Origin of the sequence: Streptomyces sp. SID14515 (assembly GCF_010548505.1) — a bacterium.
GTDB classification, from domain to species: domain Bacteria; phylum Actinomycetota; class Actinomycetes; order Streptomycetales; family Streptomycetaceae; genus Streptomyces; species Streptomyces caviscabies.
The window spans coordinates 169,984-187,489 of record NZ_JAAGMH010000079.1; the positions used below are offsets into that span (position 1 = coordinate 169,984).

Here is a 17,506-nt window from a genome sequence, read left to right on the forward strand (position 1 = left end):
TCGGACGTGATGGTGCTCACTCGGTGCAGTGGTACACGGCCTCGCTGGTGAACTCTGGCCACCCGAACCGCAGGATGGTGCGACCATGGACAGGCAACGCTGAGGTGAACTGCTGAGGTGAGGGGATAGATGGGCGCCGATTCCGGCCGTTTCCGCGGCACAGAGAGCAGGATCTCCCAGTGGCTGCGGCGACGTCCCAAATCACCGGGGGCCGAGACCGATGAGTCGGCCAGAGTGGGGCTGCTCCTGGCGGTCGCCGAGGCGGGCATGCCCATCGCCCCCGCCGCCCACCCCCTCGGATACCGATGTTCGTGCGAACGCATCGGCTGTCCCACCCCCGCCCGGCACCCCGTCTCCTTCGCCTGGCAGACGCAGTCGACCACCGACCGCGCCCAGATCGAGCGCTGGGCCGCCGGCCAGCCGCTGGCCAACTTCATCACCGCGACCGGCATGATCCACGATGTGCTGGACGTCCCGCTCACCGCCGGCCGCAGCGCCCTGGAGCGTCTTCTCGACGCGGGCATCGACGTCGGCCCGGTCGCCCAGTCCGGCGAGGACCGGATGCTCTTCTTCACCGCCACCCGCGGCACCCCCGAGGACGAGGACGAGTGGTGGCCCTGCGAGCTGGACTGCCACCCCGAGACCATGGACGCCCACCCGGGCCTGCGCTGGCACTGCCGGGGCAGCTATGTCCTCCTGCCGCCCGCCCGCCTTCCCGGTGAGCTCGACGTCCACTGGGTGCGCGGCCCCGAGCACGAGCTGCCCGACCCGCTGACCCTGCTGGAGACGCTCACCGACGCCTGCGCCCGGTACGCGGGCAGCGCCGAGCAGAGCGAGCTGGACCACGACTCGATCGCCTGGCCGCTGAGCCGCTGACGGCTCGGCGGCCGGCGCCGCTATTCGCCCTTCGCGGCGACCAGGCCCGGCAGCCGGTTCAGCATCCGCACCTTGCCGCCGGAGCCCGCGTCGGAACCGGCGCCGGCCCCTTCGGCGCGCGGCGGCACGTGCACCAGCTGGCTGGAGACCCGCTCCTTGGTGAGGCTGCTGTTCACCTCGCCGGTCAGCAGCGCCTTCACATCCGCGTTGACCTCCGGCTTGAGCCCCTTCGCCGCGGTCTGCCGCTCGAAGTGCTTGCTGCTGAAGAAGACCAGCGCCCCGCCGTCCTCGGTGCGCAGCCCGAGCGGCGCGAACGTCGCCCCCGACAGCGGCTGGTCGATGTACTGGTACGAGAACCCCGCCCGCCGGGTGGTCCGGCGCGCCTCGCGCCAGCCCGAGGTCGCCGTGCCCGGTGTGAACACATCGGGCTCACCGTCGCGCAGATAGGCCGTGTAGGAGGTGCTCAGGTCCGCCGGGGCGACGGCAAGCGCCTCGTCCTCCGGCTCCACCGGGGTGGCGAGCCCGTCCTCGTCGAGGGTGAACTCCGGTACCTGGGACGGCGGGACGACCGCGAGATACGACGCCTTCCACAGCGCGTCGGGGCCCGACCGTACGAACACCACCAGCCAGCGGGTGTCCAGCTTCCCGCCGTCCTGGTCGCGGTTGGAGTCGGTGTCCGCGAGGAACCAGCGCGGCCAGCCCGCCTTCTTGGGGATGACGTAGGTCGCGTCGTCCAGCACCAGCGGCTTGTGCGCCTTGTTGCCGTCCGGGTTGTACGTCTGCCGCGCCTTCAGACCCGCCTGGTTGATCGCGCCGAGCGAACCCGTCACCCGGTCCGCGTCCAGCGCCGGATCGAACGCCTTGTCCGCCGCGTTGTAGGCGTCGGTGAAGTCCTTCAGCGCCTGCGCGGCCTCGGACTTCTTCGCCCCGGGCAGCACTTCGAGCTCCCCGTGCACCGTCACACAGCCGCTCGCGGTCAGGCACAGCACCGTCGCCGTCGCGAGCCCCGCCGTCAGCCGACCCAGTCCAGGGTGTCTCGTCATCCGTTGCTTCTGCGCCTTCTGAATCCGTCGCCCGCACTGACCGTCGAAACCCTACCCGGGCGGTGAACGGCGTGCGGGCGGGGACCGGATACAGCGTCCACACCGTGACCTGAGCGAGGACAGGCCCGGAACCGCCTCAGCTCTGACGCACCGGCACGATCAACGGCGTACCCGTACGCGGATGGGGGAAGACCTCCACCGGCTGCCGGTAGACCTCGCCGAGCAGCTCACCGGTGAAGACCTCGTCCGGCGCGCCCAGTTCCGCGATCCGCCCGTCGTGCAGCACGGCGGCCCGGTCCGCGTACGCCGCGGCGAGGCCGAGGTCGTGCAGCACGACCACCACCGCGTCCCCGGCGGCCGCCCGCTCCCGGCAGATCCGCAGCACCAGCTCCTGGTGGCGCAGGTCCAGCGCGGCGGTCGGCTCGTCGAGCAGCATCAGCGGGGCCCGCTGCGCCAGCACCCGGGCCAGCGCCACCCGGGCCTTCTCACCGCCCGACAGCGCGGAGAACGGGCGGCCCGCGAACCGGGTCACCTCGGTCGCCGCCATCGCGGCCGCCACCGCCGCGTCGTCCTCGTCCTCCCGCTCCGTACCGGCCCAGGGCGCCCGCCCCATCCGTACGACGTCCTCCACCGGGAACGGGAAGGACAGCGCGGCGGACTGCGGCAGCACCGAGCGGCGCAGCGCCAGTTCGGGCGCGGACCACGCCTGGGCCGGGCGGCCGTCGATCCGCACCTCGCCGCTCCCGGGGGCCAGATCGGCGGCCAGCGCCGCCAGCAGCGTCGACTTGCCCGCGCCGTTCGGCCCGACCAGGGCGACCACCTCGCCCGCGTGCGCGGTCAGATCGACGGAGTCCAGCACCTGCCGCTGCCCGAGCCGGACCGACAGGCCGACCGCCTCGACGGCACAGGAGCCGGCGGCGACGGGCGAGGGCAGCTCCCGGGGACGTACCGCGAACAGGTCTCTCAGCGTCCTCATGCCCAACCACCTTGCTTACGACGGGTCCTGCGCAGCAGCCAGAAGAAGAACGGGCTGCCGAAGAGCGCGGTCAGCACCCCGAGCGGCAGTTCGGCGGGGGCCGCGACCGTACGGGCCGCGAGGTCGCCCGCCACCAGGATCAGCGCGCCGCCGAGCGCACTGCCCGGGACGAGGAAGCGGTGACCGGGGCCGTTCGCCATCCGCAGCAGATGCGGGACGAGCAGTCCGACGAAGGAGATGATCCCGGCGACGGCGACCGCGGCGGCCGTCAGCAGCGCCACCACCAGCACCAGCACGATCCGCAGCCGCTCCACGTCCACGCCCAGGTGCCGGGCGGGCCGCTCGCCGAGGGCCAGCAGGTCCAGCTTGCGCGAGTAGAACGGGGCGATGAGCAGCCCCGCCAGCGCGCACGGCAGCACGGCCAGCACCTTGGGCCAGGTCGCCTGGGAGAGCGAACCGAGCTGCCAGAAGGTGATCTGGGTGATCTGCGCGTTGTCCGCGAAGAAGATGAACAGCCCGATCAGCGCGCCCGCGAAGGCGTTGACGGCGATACCGGTGAGGATCAGCGTCACCACCTCGGTCCGGCCGCCGGAGCGCGAGAGCGCGTAGACGAGCAGCACGGTGGCCAGGCCCGCGACGAACGCGAAGACGGTGATGGTCCAGTTGCCGAAGAAGGACAGCCCGAGCGCGATCGAGGCGACCGCGCCGACCGCCGCGCCCGCCGAGATCCCGATCACGCCGGGCTCGGCCAGCGGATTGCCGAACACGCCCTGCATCAGGGCGCCCGCACAGCCGAGCGACGCGCCGACGAGCACCGCGAGGGCGACCCGGGGGAGCCGTACGTTCCACAGGACGCTCTCGCCGACCCGGTCCAACTCCTGGCCGCCGAGCCCGATCCGGTGCTGCACGGAGGACAGGACGTCGCCGAGCGGAATGTTGTACGCGCCGATCGCGGCGGACAGCAGACAGCCGGCGAGCAGGGCGAGGGAGAGCACCGCGGTGAGCACGAACGCCTTGCTGCGGGGGGACTTGGGGGCAGTGCCCTCCGCGTCCTTCGGCCCTTTCGCGCCCTTGCCCGTGGACTTCCCCACGGGCTCGGTGCGTTCCTCGTACGAGGTGGTCACTGGCCCTTGCCGCCCTTCGCGTACAGCTGCTCGACGATCTCGGTGAGCACCCGGTCGGTGCGCGGCCCGTAGTTGAGCAGCACCCCGTCGTCGACTGTGACCACGCGGCGGTCCATGCCGGCCGGGGTCTCCGCGATACCGGGGATCTTCACCAGGCCGTCCATGCCGCCGACCGACTCGAACCCCTTGGTCATCAGGAGGATCGCGTCCGGCGCGGCCTTGGCGAGCGCCTCGCTGGTGATGGCGGTGAAGTCCTTGTTCAGGCCCGACTCCTTGCCCGCGTCGACCGCGCCCGCCGCCTCCAGCAGCGAACTGGCCCCGGACTCCGCGCCGCCCAGCAGATAGACGGAGGCCGAACCGCGCAGATAGAGGAAGGCGACCCGGGGCTTCTTGCCGTCCTCGGGCGCCGGGATGGACTTCTGGACGTCGGCGATCCGCTTCTCGGTGCGCTCCTTCAGCTCGGTACCGGCCGACGGTACGCCCAGGGCCTCGGCGACGGTGTCGATACGGCGGCCGACGTCGTCGAGCCCCTTGGCCGGTTCGACGACGAGCAGCGGGATGCCCGCGTCGCGGATCTGGTCGATCGCCTCGGACGGTCCGGTGGTGGTGTCGGCGAGGACGATCGTCGGCTTCAGCGAGAGCACGCTCTCCGCCGAGACGTCATGGGCCCGGGTCACCACCGGGAGCCTCTCCGCCTGTTCGAAGGTGGCGGTGATGTCCCGGGCGACGACCTGCTTGCCGAAGCCGAGCGTGAAGACGATCTCGCTGAGCGATCCGGTCAGCGGCACGATCCGGTCGGTGGAGTCGACCGTGACCTTCGTGCCGTCCGCCGAGTCGACCGTCACCGGCAACTTCGGTGCGGGCGGGGCGGCCAGCGGCTCGACCCGGTCGGCGTCCGCGCCGCTCTTGGCGGACTTCGGCGCGGACTCGCCGCCGCCGTCACCGCCGCAGCCGGTCAGGACCAGGGCGAAGGCCACGGCGGCGGTGAGGGCGGCGGCCGCCCTGCCCCGGGCCGGGCGACGGCGGGCCGTGCGTCCGGTGTCCGGGCCCGTCGGGGCGAAGTCCTGCGAGATGCGCACTGGGCACCGTCCTGTCGTTCCGCGGCGTGCGGTGGGTGGTTCGGATGTGTGGAGATGGTGGAGGTGGCGGAGGGGTTCCGGCACAGGCTGGGAATACCTTAGGTTAGCCTTACCTGCGTATCCAGCCCTCGGAGGGGTCTCTCATGCTGTCGTCCAGATCGGCCCGCGCGCTCGCCGTCGCGCTTCTCGCGGTACTGCTGGGAGCCCTGCTCCCCGCCGCCACCGCGCAAGCGGCAAGCCGCACGGTGCAGGGCGGCCGGCTGGACTGGGGCATCAAGTCCTCCTTCCAGAGCTACGTCACCGGGCCCATCGCCAACGGCAGCTGGAACCTGACCGGTGGCGCGGCCACGGTCGGCGGCAGCCAGTTCCGCTTCCACTCGGCGACCGGCTCCTACGACCCGGACACCGGGGCGTTCAGCTCCGGCTTCTCCGGCGGGGTGCACTTCACCGGCCACACGAAGGCCGACGGCAGCAACGAGCTGGACCTCACGATCAGTCGGCCCACCGTCCGGATCGACGGCGGCAGCGGCACGCTCTTCGCGGACATGGTCAGCAAGGAGCGGGGGACCGGCAAGGTCTCCAACCGCTCCCAGGTGCCGCTGGCGAAGCTCGGCCTCGGCGGGATCAACATGAAGGGCGGTTCCACCCCCATCGCCCTCACCAACATCCCGACCACGCTGACCGCCGAGGGCGCCTCCGCCTTCGCCGGCTACTACACCCAGGGCACTCCGCTCGACCCGATCAGCCTCTCCGTCGACACCAAGGGCGCGGCCGAGCCGAAGCCGTCCGCCCCGGACGAGAAGAAGGACGAGGACGGGAAGAAGGACAAGGCGGAGAAGAAGGAGAAGGCGGGCCGCTTCGAGGACGCCGCCGTCGACTGGGGCGTACGCCGCACCTTCCGCGAGTACGTCACCGGCTCCATCGGCCAGGGCAAGTGGACGCTCGCCGACGGCGCCCAGGACGGCGGAGCCCTCTTCCGCTTCCCGCAGGGCAAGGGGACGTATGACGCGAAGAAGCAGACGTTGGACGCGGACTTCAGCGGCAGCATCCGCTTCACCGGCGCCCACGACCTCGACCTGAAGTTCGCCGGGGTCACCGTCGCCGTCGCCAAGGGCGAGGGCACGCTGTCGGCCGACGTCACCAGCGAGGGCAAGACCACCAAGAACGTCCCGATCGTCACCTTCGCCGCCGAGGACTTCGCGCCGAAGGAGGGCCTCGCCACCCTCACCGAGGCCCCCGCCACCCTCACCGCCGACGGAGCCAAGGCGTTCGGCTCCATGTACAAGGCGGGCACCGCGATGGACCCGGTCTCGCTCGCCGTGGCCGTCGACGAGAAGGCCCAGCTGCCCGCGCTGCCCGACCTCGGCAGCGAGCCGACCGCCGCAGCCGAGCCCACGAAGAAGGCCTCGGCCGAGCCCTCCGCCGAACCGGTCGCGGCCGCCTCCGACTCGGGCCCCGGCACCGGCACGTACGCCGCGATCGGCGGCGGTGTGCTGCTGCTCGCCGCGGCCGGAGCGGCGTTCTTCGCCCTGCGCCGCCGAGGCGCGCGGCAGGCCCCCGCGGCCGCCGACGCGGGCCCCGACGCCTCCCCGACTTCCTGACCCGGCACCCCCATGCGTGCCTTATGGACCATCACCCCCTCCCCCCACGCTTCGCTTCCGCCCCCTGTCCCTTGAGGAGACACACCGACATGGCAGCAACCCGCCGCCCCATAGCCCTCGCCGCGGCCGTCGCCACGGCCGCCGCCCTCGGCGCCACCGCCTTCGCCCTCCCGGCCCTCGCCGCCGGTTCCCCGGCGGCCGGTCCCGCCGCCGCTCCGAAGCTGGAGCTGGTGGACGGCAAGCTGGAGTGGGGCGTCAAGGAGTCCTTCCGCAAGTACATCGTCAGCCCCATCGCGCAGGGCAAGATCACCGTCGCGGACGGCGCCCAGCAGGCCGACGGCAACGGTGTGTTCACCTTCACCGACGGCAAGGGCACCTACGACACCGGGACGCACGCCTCCGACACCGCGTTCAAGGGCAGCGTCCGGTTCGAGGGCCACCACGGCGTGCTCGACGTCAAGCTGAGCGACATCAAGGCCGGTACGGGCCGCGAGACCGGTACCATCACCGCCGACTTCACCAGCAAGAAGACGGACGGCACCGTCGTCACCAAGGACGACGCCCCGATCGCCGCGCTCGACATGACGGCCGTCAAGCCGGGCGGCGGCGCGGGCGGCGAGATGGTCTTCGCCGACATCCCGGCCACCCTGACCGCGGACGGCGCGGAGGCCTTCGCCGGCTTCTACGCCGAGGGCTCCGCCCTCGACCCGGTGACGCTGTCGGTCAAGCAGGCCCCCAAGCCCCCGACCACGCCTCCGACCACGCCCCCGGTGACGCCCCCGCCGACCGGCAAGCCCACCGAGCAGCCGACCGGCCAGCCGACGGGCCAGCCGACCGGCCCCACCGAGGAGCCCACCGGCAAGCCGACCCCGACCGCCTCCGAGACCGCCGCGCCCGTCAGCGGCCCGGTCGTCGACGGCACCCTGAACTGGGGCGTCAAGGAGAAGTTCCGCTCGTACGTCGTCGGCAACATCGCGCACGGCAAGGTCGAGACGAGCGGCGGCGCCACCACCGTCGCCGACGGCTACCGATTCACCAAGGCCACCGGCCTCCTCGACGCCGACAAGAACACCCTCGACGCCGCGTTCCAGGGCAAGGTGCGCTTCCTCGGCCACGAGACCAAGGGCGAGTATGTCCTCGACCTGTCGATCAGCAACCTGAAGGTCGACATCGAGGGCACCTCCGGCACGCTCCTCGCCGACGTCTCCTCCAAGGACCAGAAGACCGGCAAGGTCAGCAAGTTCACCGCCCTGTCCTTCGCCGACCTGAAGGTGCCCGCCGGCGCGCTCGCCGCCAAGGGCGGCATCGTGAACCTCAAGAACGTCCCGGCGACGCTCACCACGGACGGCGCCAAGGCGTTCGGCGGCTTCTACAAGAAGGGTGAGGAGCTCGATGCCCTGAACGTCGCGGTCTCCATCGACAAGGACGCCCAGCTTCCGGGCGGCTCCACCGGCGGCTCCGGCTCCACCGGCGGTTCCTCCACCGGCGGCTCCACGGCCGGCGGTTCCACCACCGGCGGCGGCACGGTCGGCGGCTCCACCGGCGGTTCGGTCGGCGGCTCCGGCGCCCTGGCCTCCACCGGCTCCGACCTGCCGACCGGCGCCCTGATCGCCGCCTCCGGCGTCGTCGTGGCGGCCGGCGCCGGTGTCGTGATCGCGGCGCGCCGTCGCCGTGACGTCACCGCCTGACCCACCCGCACCACCCGCACGTCCCCCGGGGCCGTACCGGCAGCAGCAGTGCTCGCCGGTACGGCCCCGCGGCCGTACCCGCTCGGTTCCCGCCCCGACCCCGCACAGTGCTTGAATGCCCCCGTGAACGACTACGACGTACCCCGGGGCATCGACGTCCTGCGGGTGTTCTGCGGACCCGACGGCCGGCACGGCAACGCCCTCGGCGTCGTACGCGACGGAAGCGGCCACCCCGACGAGGCGTCCCGGCAGCAGCTGGCCCGGCGACTCGGCTTCAGCGAGACCGTGTTCGTCGACGACCCGGAGCGCGGGCGGGTGGACATCCACACCCCGGGGCTGCGGCTGCCGTTCGCCGGACACCCGCTGGTGGGCACCGCCTGGCTGCTGGACCTGGAGGTCCTTGAGCTGGCGGTCGGGGACGTGTTCGCGCGCCAGGACGGGGAGTTCACCTGGATCACCGCCCGCCCCGAGTGGGTCCCGCCGCGCACGCTCCAGCAGTACGCCACGGCCGCCGAGGTCGAGGCGCTGCTGGGACCGCCGCCCGGCGAGGGCTGGCTCTACGCCTGGGCCTGGGAGGACGAGGCCGCCGGGCGGGTGCGCGCGCGGGCCTTCCCGCGGCGCGGCGAGCAGGGCGGCATCGTCGAGGACGAGGCGACCGGCGCGGCGGCCCTGCTGCTCAGCGCGCGACTCGGCCGGGCCCTCAACATCACCCAGGGACGCGGCTCCCAGATCCTCACCGCACCCGCGCCGGACGGCACGGTGGAGGTCGGGGGCCGCGTCCTGATGGCCGTCCGGGGCTGAGCCCCGGACGGCCCGTTCCGCCGCTCTACCGGAGCGCGCCGCCGAACGCCTTGCCGACGGCCGGCAGGCCGCCCTTCCAGCGGTCCGTGAGGCCCGGAGCGCCGAGCAGCGAGAACGTCTGGATGGCGCCGGAGTCGACGACCGTGCCCTCGTTCTCGCCCGGGATGCCGACGGCCAGCAGCATCGTCGTGGTCGTACCGGTGTTCCGGGGCGAGGTGTTGACGACGGAGACCTGCTCGCCGAACCGGTCGCCCGCCTCGGCGGATCCGGTGACGTCCGCCTTCTCCTGCCGCACGTCCTGGAGTTCGGTGACCGTACCGCTCGCGGCGACGCGCAGCGTGACCACCCGGCCGGCGTTCGCCTTTCCTGCGGCAAAAAGGGGAAAGGCGGAAACGGGAAAAGCGCACGGCTCCACCAAATCCTCCGGTGGAGCCGTGCGCTCACAGCCCTGCGTTCACCCGCCGCCGCTACGCGCTGAGCGGGAAGACCTCGCCCAACTCGCGGAAGACCGCGGTGTTCAGTGCGAAGGCCCGCTTGCACTCCTCGATGATGCGCTGCTTCTCCAGGTCGTCAGCGTTCACCGCGTCCAGCAGCTCGCGGTAACCCCGCTTGAAGGCGGCCGGGTTGGTGATCTCCTCGAAGACGTAGAAGCGCACGCCGTCGCCCTTGCGCTCGAAGCCCCAGGTCTTCTCCGCCTTGTCGCGGATGATCTGGCCGCCCGAGAGGTCGCCGAGGTAGCGCGTGTAGTGGTGGGCGATATAACCCGCGGGCCAGGTGCGCGCGCACTCCGCGACCCGGTCCGCGTACGCGACGGTGGCGGGCAGCGCCTCCAGGCCCGCGCGCCAGTCGGCCCCGCGCAGATGCGCCAGGTCGCGCTCCAGCGCGGTGGAGCGCATCAGCTCGGGCTGTATGAACGGGCCGGCGACCGGGTCGTTCCGCAGGACCTCCGAACCCTCCTCCAGCGCCCGGTACACGAACCACAGCTGCTCGGTGTAGCGCGTGTACGCGTCCACTCCCAGCCGCCCGCCGAGCAGGTCACCCATGAAGGTCGAGGTCTCGGCCTCGGTGTGCTGTTCGTGCGACGCGGTGCGGATCAGCGTCGAGAAGGGAGTGACGGTGGCGGTTGCGTCCAAGGCGGGCCTCCGGGGACCGAGGGGGACGGGAAGTCCAGAAAGAGACGGAAATATCGGCAGGCGACCGCCGCGACGGTGCGGCGGCGCGTGCCGGTAGGCCCGATCCTCCTACTTAGGTTTACCTAAGTCAACTGGTTCCCGACTGCCTGTCGGTAAAAAACTACGCCCGAAGGGAGCGAAGGGTGCCCTTTTGGTCGCTTTGGGGTGATCTGGGGAGTGTGGTGATCCAGGGAGTGTGGTGATCTACGGGAGGGTGAGGATCTCCGCTCCGGTCTCCGTGACCACCAGAGTGTGCTCGAACTGGGCCGTCCGCTTCCGGTCCTTCGTCACCACGGTCCAGCCGTCCTCCCACAGGTCGTACTCGTGGGTGCCCAGCGTCAGCATCGGCTCGATGGTGAACGTCATGCCCGGCTGCATCACCGTGGTGGCGTGCGGGCTGTCGTAGTGCGGAATGATCAGACCGGAGTGGAACGAGGAATTGATCCCGTGCCCGGTGAAATCGCGGACGACCCCGTAGCCGAACCGCTTCGCGTACGACTCGATGACCCGGCCGATCACATTGATCTGACGCCCGGGCCGGACCGCCTTGATCGCCCGGTTCAGCGACTCCCGGGTGCGCTCGACCAGCAGCCGGGACTCCTCGTCCACGTCACCGCAGAAATAGGTGGCGTTGTTGTCGCCGTGCACCCCGTTGATGTACGCGGTGACGTCCAGGTTCACGATGTCGCCGTCGCGCAGCACGGTGGAGTCGGGGATGCCGTGACAGATGACCTCGTTGAGCGAGCTGCACAGCGACTTCGGGAAGCCCCGGTAACCGAGCGTCGAAGGGTACGCGCCGTGATCGACCATGAAGTCGTGCGCGACCCGGTCGAGCTCGTCCGTGGTGACCCCCGGGGCGATGTGCTTGGCGGCCTCCTCCATCGCCTGCGCGGCGATACGGCCCGCAATGCGCATCCGCTCGATGGTGTCGGCGTCCTGGATCTCCGGGCCGGTGTACGGCTTCGGAGCCGGCTTCCCCACGTACTCGGGACGCCGGATGTTTCCGGGTACGGAACGGACGGGAGTGATCTCCCCTGGTACGAGAAGCGACTGGCCAGACATGCCAGCGAGTCTAACCAGCGGCCCCGGGGCACCATGGCAGGGAGGAAAGGAGCCGTCGATGGCCCTGTTCAAGAAGCGCACGGTCGGCAAACCGGGCGAATGGTACTACTGCCTGGAGCACAAGAAGGTCGAGGAGGGCCCGGAGTGCCCTGCCCAGAACCGCTTCGGCCCCTACACCTCCCGCGAGGCGGCCCAGCACGCCATGGACACGGCCCGCGACCGTAACCTGCAGTGGGACACGGACCCGAAATGGCACGACGAGGACAAGGGCAAATCAAGCCCGCCCGGCGGAACCTCAAGCCCGTCCGGCGATTGAGGACGTCTTTCCGTCTTTCCAGCCGCTCCGGCGCTTGAGGAGCGGGGTACGGGGCGGAGCCCCGGGGTCACCCCTCCACCCGGGCCTCCCGCCTCCGCACCGCGTCCTCGTCCGTCTCCGAGTCGTACCGCACCAACTTCGGCAGCGCGGCCGTCAACAGCGCCACCGACGCCACGCACGCCACCCCGCCCGTCCAGATCGCCGACCGGGTCCCCGTCCAGCCGGCCATCGCCCCGGCCCGCACCTGACCCAGCTGCGGGCCGATGCTGTACGAGAGCACCTCGATGCCCGCCAGCCGCCCCCGCAGCTCCTCCGGGATCGTCTGGTTCCAGATCGTCGCGCGCCCCAGCCCGCTCAGCATGTCGCCCGCCCCGGCCACGGCCAGGCACAGCAGCACCACCCACACGCTGGAGAACCAGCCCGCCGCGGCGATGGCCAGACCCCACGCCGTCGCACCGAACACCACGAACAGCCCGTGCCTGCGCACCCGTGACGTCCAGCCGCTGGTCAGCCCCAGCGCCAGCGAGCCGACCGAGCCCGCCGCGTACATCAGGCCCAGCGACCACTCCGCGTCCAGCTCGTCCGCCAGGAACGGGAAGATCGTGTTCGGGAAGGCGAAGAACATCGCCGCCAGGTCGATCGCGTACGTCCCCAGCAGCACCGGCCGGCTCCACGCGTACCGCGCGCCCTCGACGATCCCGCGCAGCGACGGCTTCCGCGCGTCACGGGCCGGCGGTGCGGGGGAGAGCCGCAGACAGAGCACCACGGAGACGGCGAACGTGCACACCGTCACCCCGTACGCCGTGCCGTGACCGGCGTACGCCACCACCAGACCGGCCAGCGCCGGGCCCGCGATGGCCCCGATCTGCCAGCGCAGCGAGTTCAGCGCGGCCGCCGCCGTCTGCTGCTTGTGCGGCACGATCCGGGCCATCAGCGAGTCCAGCGCGGGCCGCTGGAGCCCGGCGAGCGCGGACACCCCGCCGGCCACCACGTACAGCGGCCACAGCAGCGGCTCCGGGAGCAGGGCGTTCACCAGCAGGATCGCGGCGAGCACCCCGAGCCCCGCCTCGGTCAGCAGGATGACCCGGCGGCGGTCCACCGAGTCCGCGAGCGCCCCGCCGTACAGCCCGAAGACCACCAGCGGCACCAGCTCGACCGCGCCCATCGCCCCGACCGCGAGCGGCGAGCCCGTGAGGTCCTTGATCTGGAGCGGCAGCGCGATGAGCGCCATGAAGCTGCCGAAGTACGTGATCAGGCCCTGCACCCACAGCAGCCGGAAGTCCGCCGAGGAACGCCACGGCGAGAGGTCCGGCAGCAGGGCGCGGATCCGGGCCGACAACGGCGAGGACGGGGGAGGAGACGGGGAGGCGGAGGGCGAGGGAGGCGCTGAGGTCACGAGGGGCCATGATCCGTACTGCCGGGCGTTCCGGGCAAGCAGATATTCCGGTACGCCCCGGGACCGCGATTCGGCCGGGCTGCGGGCCCCGGCCGCACACCGCCGGCGGCCCGCGGGCCGCTCCTTCACCTGAACGGAGGACCGCGCGGCGTCCGGGACGGAGGGCCCGGGAGGCGGCTTCCCGGGCACTACCTGGCAGTAGGGTCGGCCCATGACTACACAGGACAGCGGCAGCGCGCCCAAGCCCCCCGCCAAGGACCCCTGGGACCTTCCCGACGTCTCCGGCCTGAGCGTCGGCGTGCTCGGCGGGACCGGCCCGCAGGGGCGCGGCCTCGCCTACCGGCTCGCCCGCGCCGGACAGCGGGTCACCCTCGGCTCCCGGGACGCGGCGCGTGCCGAACAGGCGGCGGCCGAGCTGGGCTTCGGCGTCGAGGGCGCGGACAACGCGGAGTGCGCCCGGCGCAGCGACATCGTGATCGTCGCCGTGCCGTGGGACGGCCACGCCAAGACGCTCGAATCCCTGCGCTCCGAGCTCGCGGGCAAGCTCGTGATCGACTGCGTCAACCCGCTCGGCTTCGACAAGAAGGGCGCCTACGCCCTCAAGCCGGAGGAGGGCAGCGCCGCCGAACAGGCCGCCGCCCTGCTGCCGGACTCCCGTGTCACCGCCGCCTTCCACCACCTCTCGGCCGTACTGCTCCAGGACGAGTCCATCGAGGAGATCGACACCGACGTGCTGGTCCTCGGCGAGGCGCGGGCCGACACCGACCTCGTGCAGGCGCTGGCCGGCCGGATCCCCGGAATGCGGGGCATCTTCGCGGGGCGGCTGCGCAACGCCCACCAGGTCGAGTCGCTGGTCGCCAACCTGATCTCGGTCAACCGCCGCTACAAGGCCCACGCCGGGCTGCGCACCACCGACGTCTGACCGGGCCGCGCCCCGGGGAGGGCTCCCACGGGCGGGGCACAACGGGGCATGGGGGACACTGGACGGGACCGCGACCCGTTCCCGACAGGAGTCGACCCCCATGCCCCGTATCGCTCTCTACGCCCTCGTCGTCTGCGTCCTCGCCGTCGCCGCGGCCGTGGTCTCCTTCGTACAGGGCAGTCTGCTCGGGATCGTCTGGGTGCTCATCGCGGGGCTCTCGTCGAACATGACCTGGTACTACGTACGCAGGCAGCGCGTGCTGACCGCCGCCGACGCGGGCTGACCCTCCCGCCCACCCCTCCACTCCCCGCCTCCCCGGCTCTCGCCGTCCCTCCGCCGTTCGGGTCGAGGGGCTCGCCCGTGGGGCGCGTCCCGAAGACCGGGCGCCGCCCAGGGCCGACCATGTGACGGCCTCGCCACGGCCGTGGCGGGCCGACGAGGGAGGACCGCGTGGCAGACGCGAGGGACGACGGGTACGGGCCCGGATCCGGGATCGGATCGACCGCACGGGCGGCGGAAGGGGACCGGGGCTTCCTGGGGGAGGTCCGCGATGCCGTCTCCACCCGGTCCGCGCTCGTCATGCTCGGGGTGCTCCTGCTGCAGCTGGGCTTCGCGCTCTCCTACATGGGCGCCTTCCACGCCCCCGAGCCGCACAAGGTGCCGATCACGCTGGTCGCCCCGCCCGCCGTCGAACGCGACCTGGTGGCCCGGCTCGACGCACTCCCCGGCGACCCCCTCCAGGTCACCCCGGTCGCGGACCGCGCCGAAGCACGGGCGCGGCTGCTGGACCGGCGCACCGACGCCGCCCTCGTCGTGGACCCGGCGAGCCGCAGTGACACCCTGCTCGTCGCCTCGGCGGGCGGCCCGTCGGCCACCACGGCGGCCACGGAGATCCTCCAGGAGGTCGCGCGGGCGCAGGAGCGGACCATCGTCGTACGCGACCTCCGCGCGCCCTCGGCGGGCGACTCGCGGGGCCTGTCGTCCTTCTACCTCGTCCTCAGCTGGACCATCGGCGGCTACCTCGCCGCCTCGGCCCTCAACATGGCGGCCGGCTCCAAGAAGCCCACCCTGCGCCGCACCCTGGTCCGGCTCGCCGCGATGCTCCCGTACGGCTTCGTCTCGGGCATCGGCGGCGCGCTCATCGTCGGCCCGGTGCTGGACTGCCTGCCGGGGGCGTTCTGGGAGCTGGTCGGGATCGGCACCCTGGTGGTGTTCGCCTCCGGCGCCGTGGGCGTCGCCCTCCAGTCGGTGGCGGGCACGGTCGGCCTGGGCCTCACCATCCTGATCTTCACGGTCCTGGGCAACCCCAGCTCCGGCGGGGTCTATCCGTCCTCGCTGCTGCCCCCGTTCTGGGCGGCGATCGGCCAGGCCCTGCCACCGGGGGCCGGGACGACCGTGGTGCGCAACACCGTCTACTTCGACGGCAACGCCACCACCGGCGCCCTGTGGATCCTCGGCGCCTGGGCGTTCGGCGGGGTGGCCGTGGCGATCCTCGCCGCCGCCCTGCGCGAGAAGCGGAAGCGGGAGCCCCGCACGACGTCCGCCGTCCCGGCCTGAGATCGCGGGAACGGCGCCGTCCGGGCCGCGCGGTCAGCCCACCGCGCAGCCCGGATCCTGCTCGTCGAAGAGGCCCCGCCAGAAGCGGTAGAGGTCGTAACCGCAGTACCGCTGGTACTCCTCGACGCCGAGTCCGCGCAGCAGAGCGTGGATCGCGTCGAAGAACACGATGTTCACCTCGGGGATCCAGAGGATCGCGAACACCGCGATCAGCCCGAACGGCGCGATCGGCTCCACCTGCCGCCGGATCCTGTACGAGAGCCAGGGCTCGATCACCCCGTAGCCGTCCAGGCCCGGGATCGGCAGGGAGTTCAGGATCGCCGCCGTCACCTGGAGCATCGCCAGGAACGCCAGCGCGTACTGGAAGGCGCGCGGCACCCCGTCGAGCGCGTCCAGCCAGAACGGGGCCGTGCAGACGATCGCGAACGCCACGTTCGTCAGCGGGCCCGCCGCCGAGATCAGGCTGTGCTTCCACCGGCCGTGGATCCGGCCGCGCTCGATGTACACCGCGCCGCCGGGCAGCCCGATCCCGCCCATGATCACGAAGAGCACCGGCAGCACGATGCTGAGCAGCGCGTGCGTGTACTTCAGCGGGTTGAGCGTCAGATAGCCCTTCGCCCCGACCGAGAGATCCCCGCTGTGCAGCGCGGTACGGGCGTGCGCGTACTCGTGCAGACAGAGCGAGACGATCCAGGCCCCGGTGACGAACAGGAAGACCGCGAAGCCGGTGGCGTCCGCGAAACCCGTCCACACCGCCCAGCCCGCGACCGCGGTGACGGCGGCGATGCCGAGGAAGACCGGGCTGATCCTCCGGTCGCCGGTCCTGGCTGCGGTGGTCATCGGTGCTCGACTCCTGAGGTGGGGGACACGAAGGGCGGGTGGCACCGGGCGCGGGCCCGGGAAGGGCGATCGTACGGTTTCGACGGTTCCGACAGGGCGGGAACGTCGGGGACCGGTGACGGAGTTCCACCCTGTCAACGCCGCGCCCCGCAACGTCACGGACAATGGGCCCGTGCGCTACTGCATCCTCGGCACCACCCGGGCACTCCGCGACGACGGTACGGCCGTCGCCCTCGGCGGGGCCCGGCTGCGCGCCCTGCTCACCGTTCTCGCGCTGCGCCCCGGACGGACCGTCCCGGCCGGCGTCCTCGTCGACGAGGTGTGGGACGGCGACCCGCCCGCCGACGCGGCCGGCGCGCTCCAGGCCCTCGTCGGGCGGCTGCGGCGGGCCCTGGGCCGGAGCGCCGTCGAGTCCGTGGCGGGCGGCTACCGGCTCGCCGCCCCGCCGGACGCGGTGGACCTGCACCGTTTCGAGCGGCTGGCGGGGGAGGGGAGCCGGGCGCTGGAGGACGGCGACGCCGCGAGCGCCCTCGCCGTCCTGGGCGAGGCCCTCGCCCTGTGGAACGGGCCCGCCCTGGCCGATCTGCCCGACCGTACGGCGACCGCGTCCCGCTGGGAGGCCCGCAGGCTCGACGCGCGCCGCGCCGCGCTCGGCGCCCTCCTCGCCCTCGGCAGAGCGGGGGCCGCGCTGCCCGAGCTCGCCGCGCTCTGCGACGCCCACCCGCTCGACGAACCGCTCCAGGTCCTGCGCATCACGGCCCTGCGGGACGCCGGACGCCCCGCCGAGGCGCTGGCCGCGTACGAGGAGGTCCGCACCCTCCTGGACGACCGCCTCGGCACCGCGCCGGGCCCGGCCCTGCGCGCCCTGCACACCGAGCTCCTCCACCAGGAACCGGAGCCGGCCGCACCGAAGCCCTCGGCCCCGACCGCCCCGAAGCCCGTGCGGGAGCCCGCGCCCGCCACGGGAACCGCCCCCGGGCGCCTACCCGCCGCCGGAACCGCGCCCGGGAGCTTGCCCGCCTCCGGAACCGCACCTGGGAGCCCGCCCGCCAC

The 17,506-nt window shown here is 72.5% G+C and carries 18 protein-coding genes; 9 read left to right on the top strand and 9 right to left on the bottom strand.

The features are described 5' to 3' along the window. Positions 1–129: 129 nt before the first annotated feature. On the top strand, positions 130–876 hold the full coding sequence (locus G3I54_RS16730) for a bifunctional DNA primase/polymerase (protein ID WP_164615522.1): 747 nt from the start codon (positions 130–132) through the stop codon (positions 874–876). 20 nt (positions 877–896) lie between these two features. Here the strand turns inward: G3I54_RS16730 and G3I54_RS16735 are convergent, their stop codons facing one another. From G3I54_RS16735 to G3I54_RS16750, 4 genes are all read right to left on the bottom strand, one after another. Next, entirely contained in the window at positions 897–1,919 is a 1,023-nt protein-coding gene (locus tag G3I54_RS16735) for a hypothetical protein (RefSeq protein WP_164615524.1), read from the bottom strand. A gap of 136 nt (positions 1,920–2,055) precedes the next feature. Next, on the bottom strand, positions 2,056–2,895 hold the full coding sequence (locus G3I54_RS16740) for a heme ABC transporter ATP-binding protein (protein WP_164615526.1): 840 nt from the start codon (positions 2,893–2,895) through the stop codon (positions 2,056–2,058). Beyond that, on the bottom strand, positions 2,892–4,019 hold the full coding sequence (locus G3I54_RS16745) for an iron ABC transporter permease (RefSeq protein ID WP_343240345.1): 1,128 nt from the start codon (positions 4,017–4,019) through the stop codon (positions 2,892–2,894). The genes G3I54_RS16740 and G3I54_RS16745 overlap by 4 nt, the downstream gene beginning before the upstream one ends. Beyond that, complete coding sequence (locus tag G3I54_RS16750; RefSeq protein ID WP_164615528.1) at positions 4,016–5,098, bottom strand: ABC transporter substrate-binding protein; 1,083 nt, start codon at positions 5,096–5,098, stop codon at positions 4,016–4,018. Before G3I54_RS16750 ends, G3I54_RS16745 begins: the two co-directional genes overlap by 4 nt. A gap of 143 nt (positions 5,099–5,241) precedes the next feature. Between G3I54_RS16750 and G3I54_RS16755 the strand changes: the two genes are divergently transcribed. The 3 genes from G3I54_RS16755 to G3I54_RS16765 all read left to right on the top strand — a co-directional run bounded on the left by G3I54_RS16755 (position 5,242) and on the right by G3I54_RS16765 (position 9,188). Next, positions 5,242–6,699, top strand: a complete 1,458-nt coding sequence (locus G3I54_RS16755) for an HtaA domain-containing protein (RefSeq protein ID WP_164615530.1) — start codon at positions 5,242–5,244, stop codon at positions 6,697–6,699. Positions 6,700–6,788: 89 nt separating this feature from the next. Continuing rightward, entirely contained in the window at positions 6,789–8,387 is a 1,599-nt protein-coding gene (locus G3I54_RS16760) for an HtaA domain-containing protein (RefSeq protein ID WP_164615532.1), read from the top strand. Positions 8,388–8,510: 123 nt separating this feature from the next. Beyond that, on the top strand, positions 8,511–9,188 hold the full coding sequence (locus G3I54_RS16765; protein ID WP_164615534.1) for a PhzF family phenazine biosynthesis protein: 678 nt from the start codon (positions 8,511–8,513) through the stop codon (positions 9,186–9,188). Positions 9,189–9,213: 25 nt separating this feature from the next. Here G3I54_RS16765 and G3I54_RS16770 read toward each other — a convergent pair whose 3' ends face one another. The 3 genes from G3I54_RS16770 to map all read right to left on the bottom strand — a co-directional run bounded on the left by G3I54_RS16770 (position 9,214) and on the right by map (position 11,422). Beyond that, positions 9,214–9,534, bottom strand: a complete 321-nt coding sequence (locus G3I54_RS16770; protein ID WP_203686439.1) for a hypothetical protein — start codon at positions 9,532–9,534, stop codon at positions 9,214–9,216. 121 nt (positions 9,535–9,655) lie between these two features. Continuing rightward, a complete protein-coding gene (locus tag G3I54_RS16775) occupies positions 9,656–10,321 on the bottom strand; it encodes a biliverdin-producing heme oxygenase (RefSeq protein WP_164615536.1) in 666 nt (221 codons plus the stop codon). Between the two features lie 243 nt (positions 10,322–10,564). Then, positions 10,565–11,422 (bottom strand): type I methionyl aminopeptidase, encoded by an 858-nt coding sequence (gene map, locus G3I54_RS16780; protein WP_164615538.1) that lies wholly within the window; start codon positions 11,420–11,422, stop codon positions 10,565–10,567. Positions 11,423–11,480: 58 nt separating this feature from the next. On the opposite strand from map, the gene G3I54_RS16785 reads away from it, so the two are divergent. Then, a complete protein-coding gene (locus tag G3I54_RS16785; RefSeq protein ID WP_164615540.1) occupies positions 11,481–11,738 on the top strand; it encodes a hypothetical protein in 258 nt (85 codons plus the stop codon). Positions 11,739–11,805: 67 nt separating this feature from the next. Here G3I54_RS16785 and G3I54_RS16790 read toward each other — a convergent pair whose 3' ends face one another. Beyond that, positions 11,806–13,134: an MFS transporter gene (locus G3I54_RS16790; protein ID WP_343240346.1), complete on the bottom strand. Its 1,329-nt coding sequence runs from the start codon at positions 13,132–13,134 to the stop codon at positions 11,806–11,808. Between the two features lie 211 nt (positions 13,135–13,345). Between G3I54_RS16790 and npdG the strand changes: the two genes are divergently transcribed. The 3 genes from npdG to G3I54_RS16805 all read left to right on the top strand — a co-directional run bounded on the left by npdG (position 13,346) and on the right by G3I54_RS16805 (position 15,613). Further along, positions 13,346–14,056, top strand: coding sequence for an NADPH-dependent F420 reductase (npdG, locus tag G3I54_RS16795; RefSeq protein ID WP_164615542.1), 711 nt, complete (start codon positions 13,346–13,348; stop codon positions 14,054–14,056). Positions 14,057–14,156: 100 nt separating this feature from the next. Continuing rightward, positions 14,157–14,339 carry a hypothetical protein gene (locus G3I54_RS16800; protein WP_164615544.1) on the top strand — a complete coding sequence of 61 codons (183 nt, stop codon included), beginning with the start codon at positions 14,157–14,159 and terminating at the stop codon, positions 14,337–14,339. Positions 14,340–14,506: 167 nt separating this feature from the next. Continuing rightward, positions 14,507–15,613 (top strand): ABC transporter permease, encoded by a 1,107-nt coding sequence (locus G3I54_RS16805; RefSeq protein ID WP_343240347.1) that lies wholly within the window; start codon positions 14,507–14,509, stop codon positions 15,611–15,613. 33 nt (positions 15,614–15,646) lie between these two features. Here G3I54_RS16805 and G3I54_RS16810 read toward each other — a convergent pair whose 3' ends face one another. Beyond that, positions 15,647–16,453: a site-2 protease family protein gene (locus G3I54_RS16810; protein WP_164615546.1), complete on the bottom strand. Its 807-nt coding sequence runs from the start codon at positions 16,451–16,453 to the stop codon at positions 15,647–15,649. 172 nt (positions 16,454–16,625) lie between these two features. Between G3I54_RS16810 and G3I54_RS16815 the strand changes: the two genes are divergently transcribed. Further along, a partial coding sequence (locus G3I54_RS16815; protein ID WP_343240348.1) for a BTAD domain-containing putative transcriptional regulator occupies positions 16,626–17,506 on the top strand: 881 nt, incomplete at its 3' end.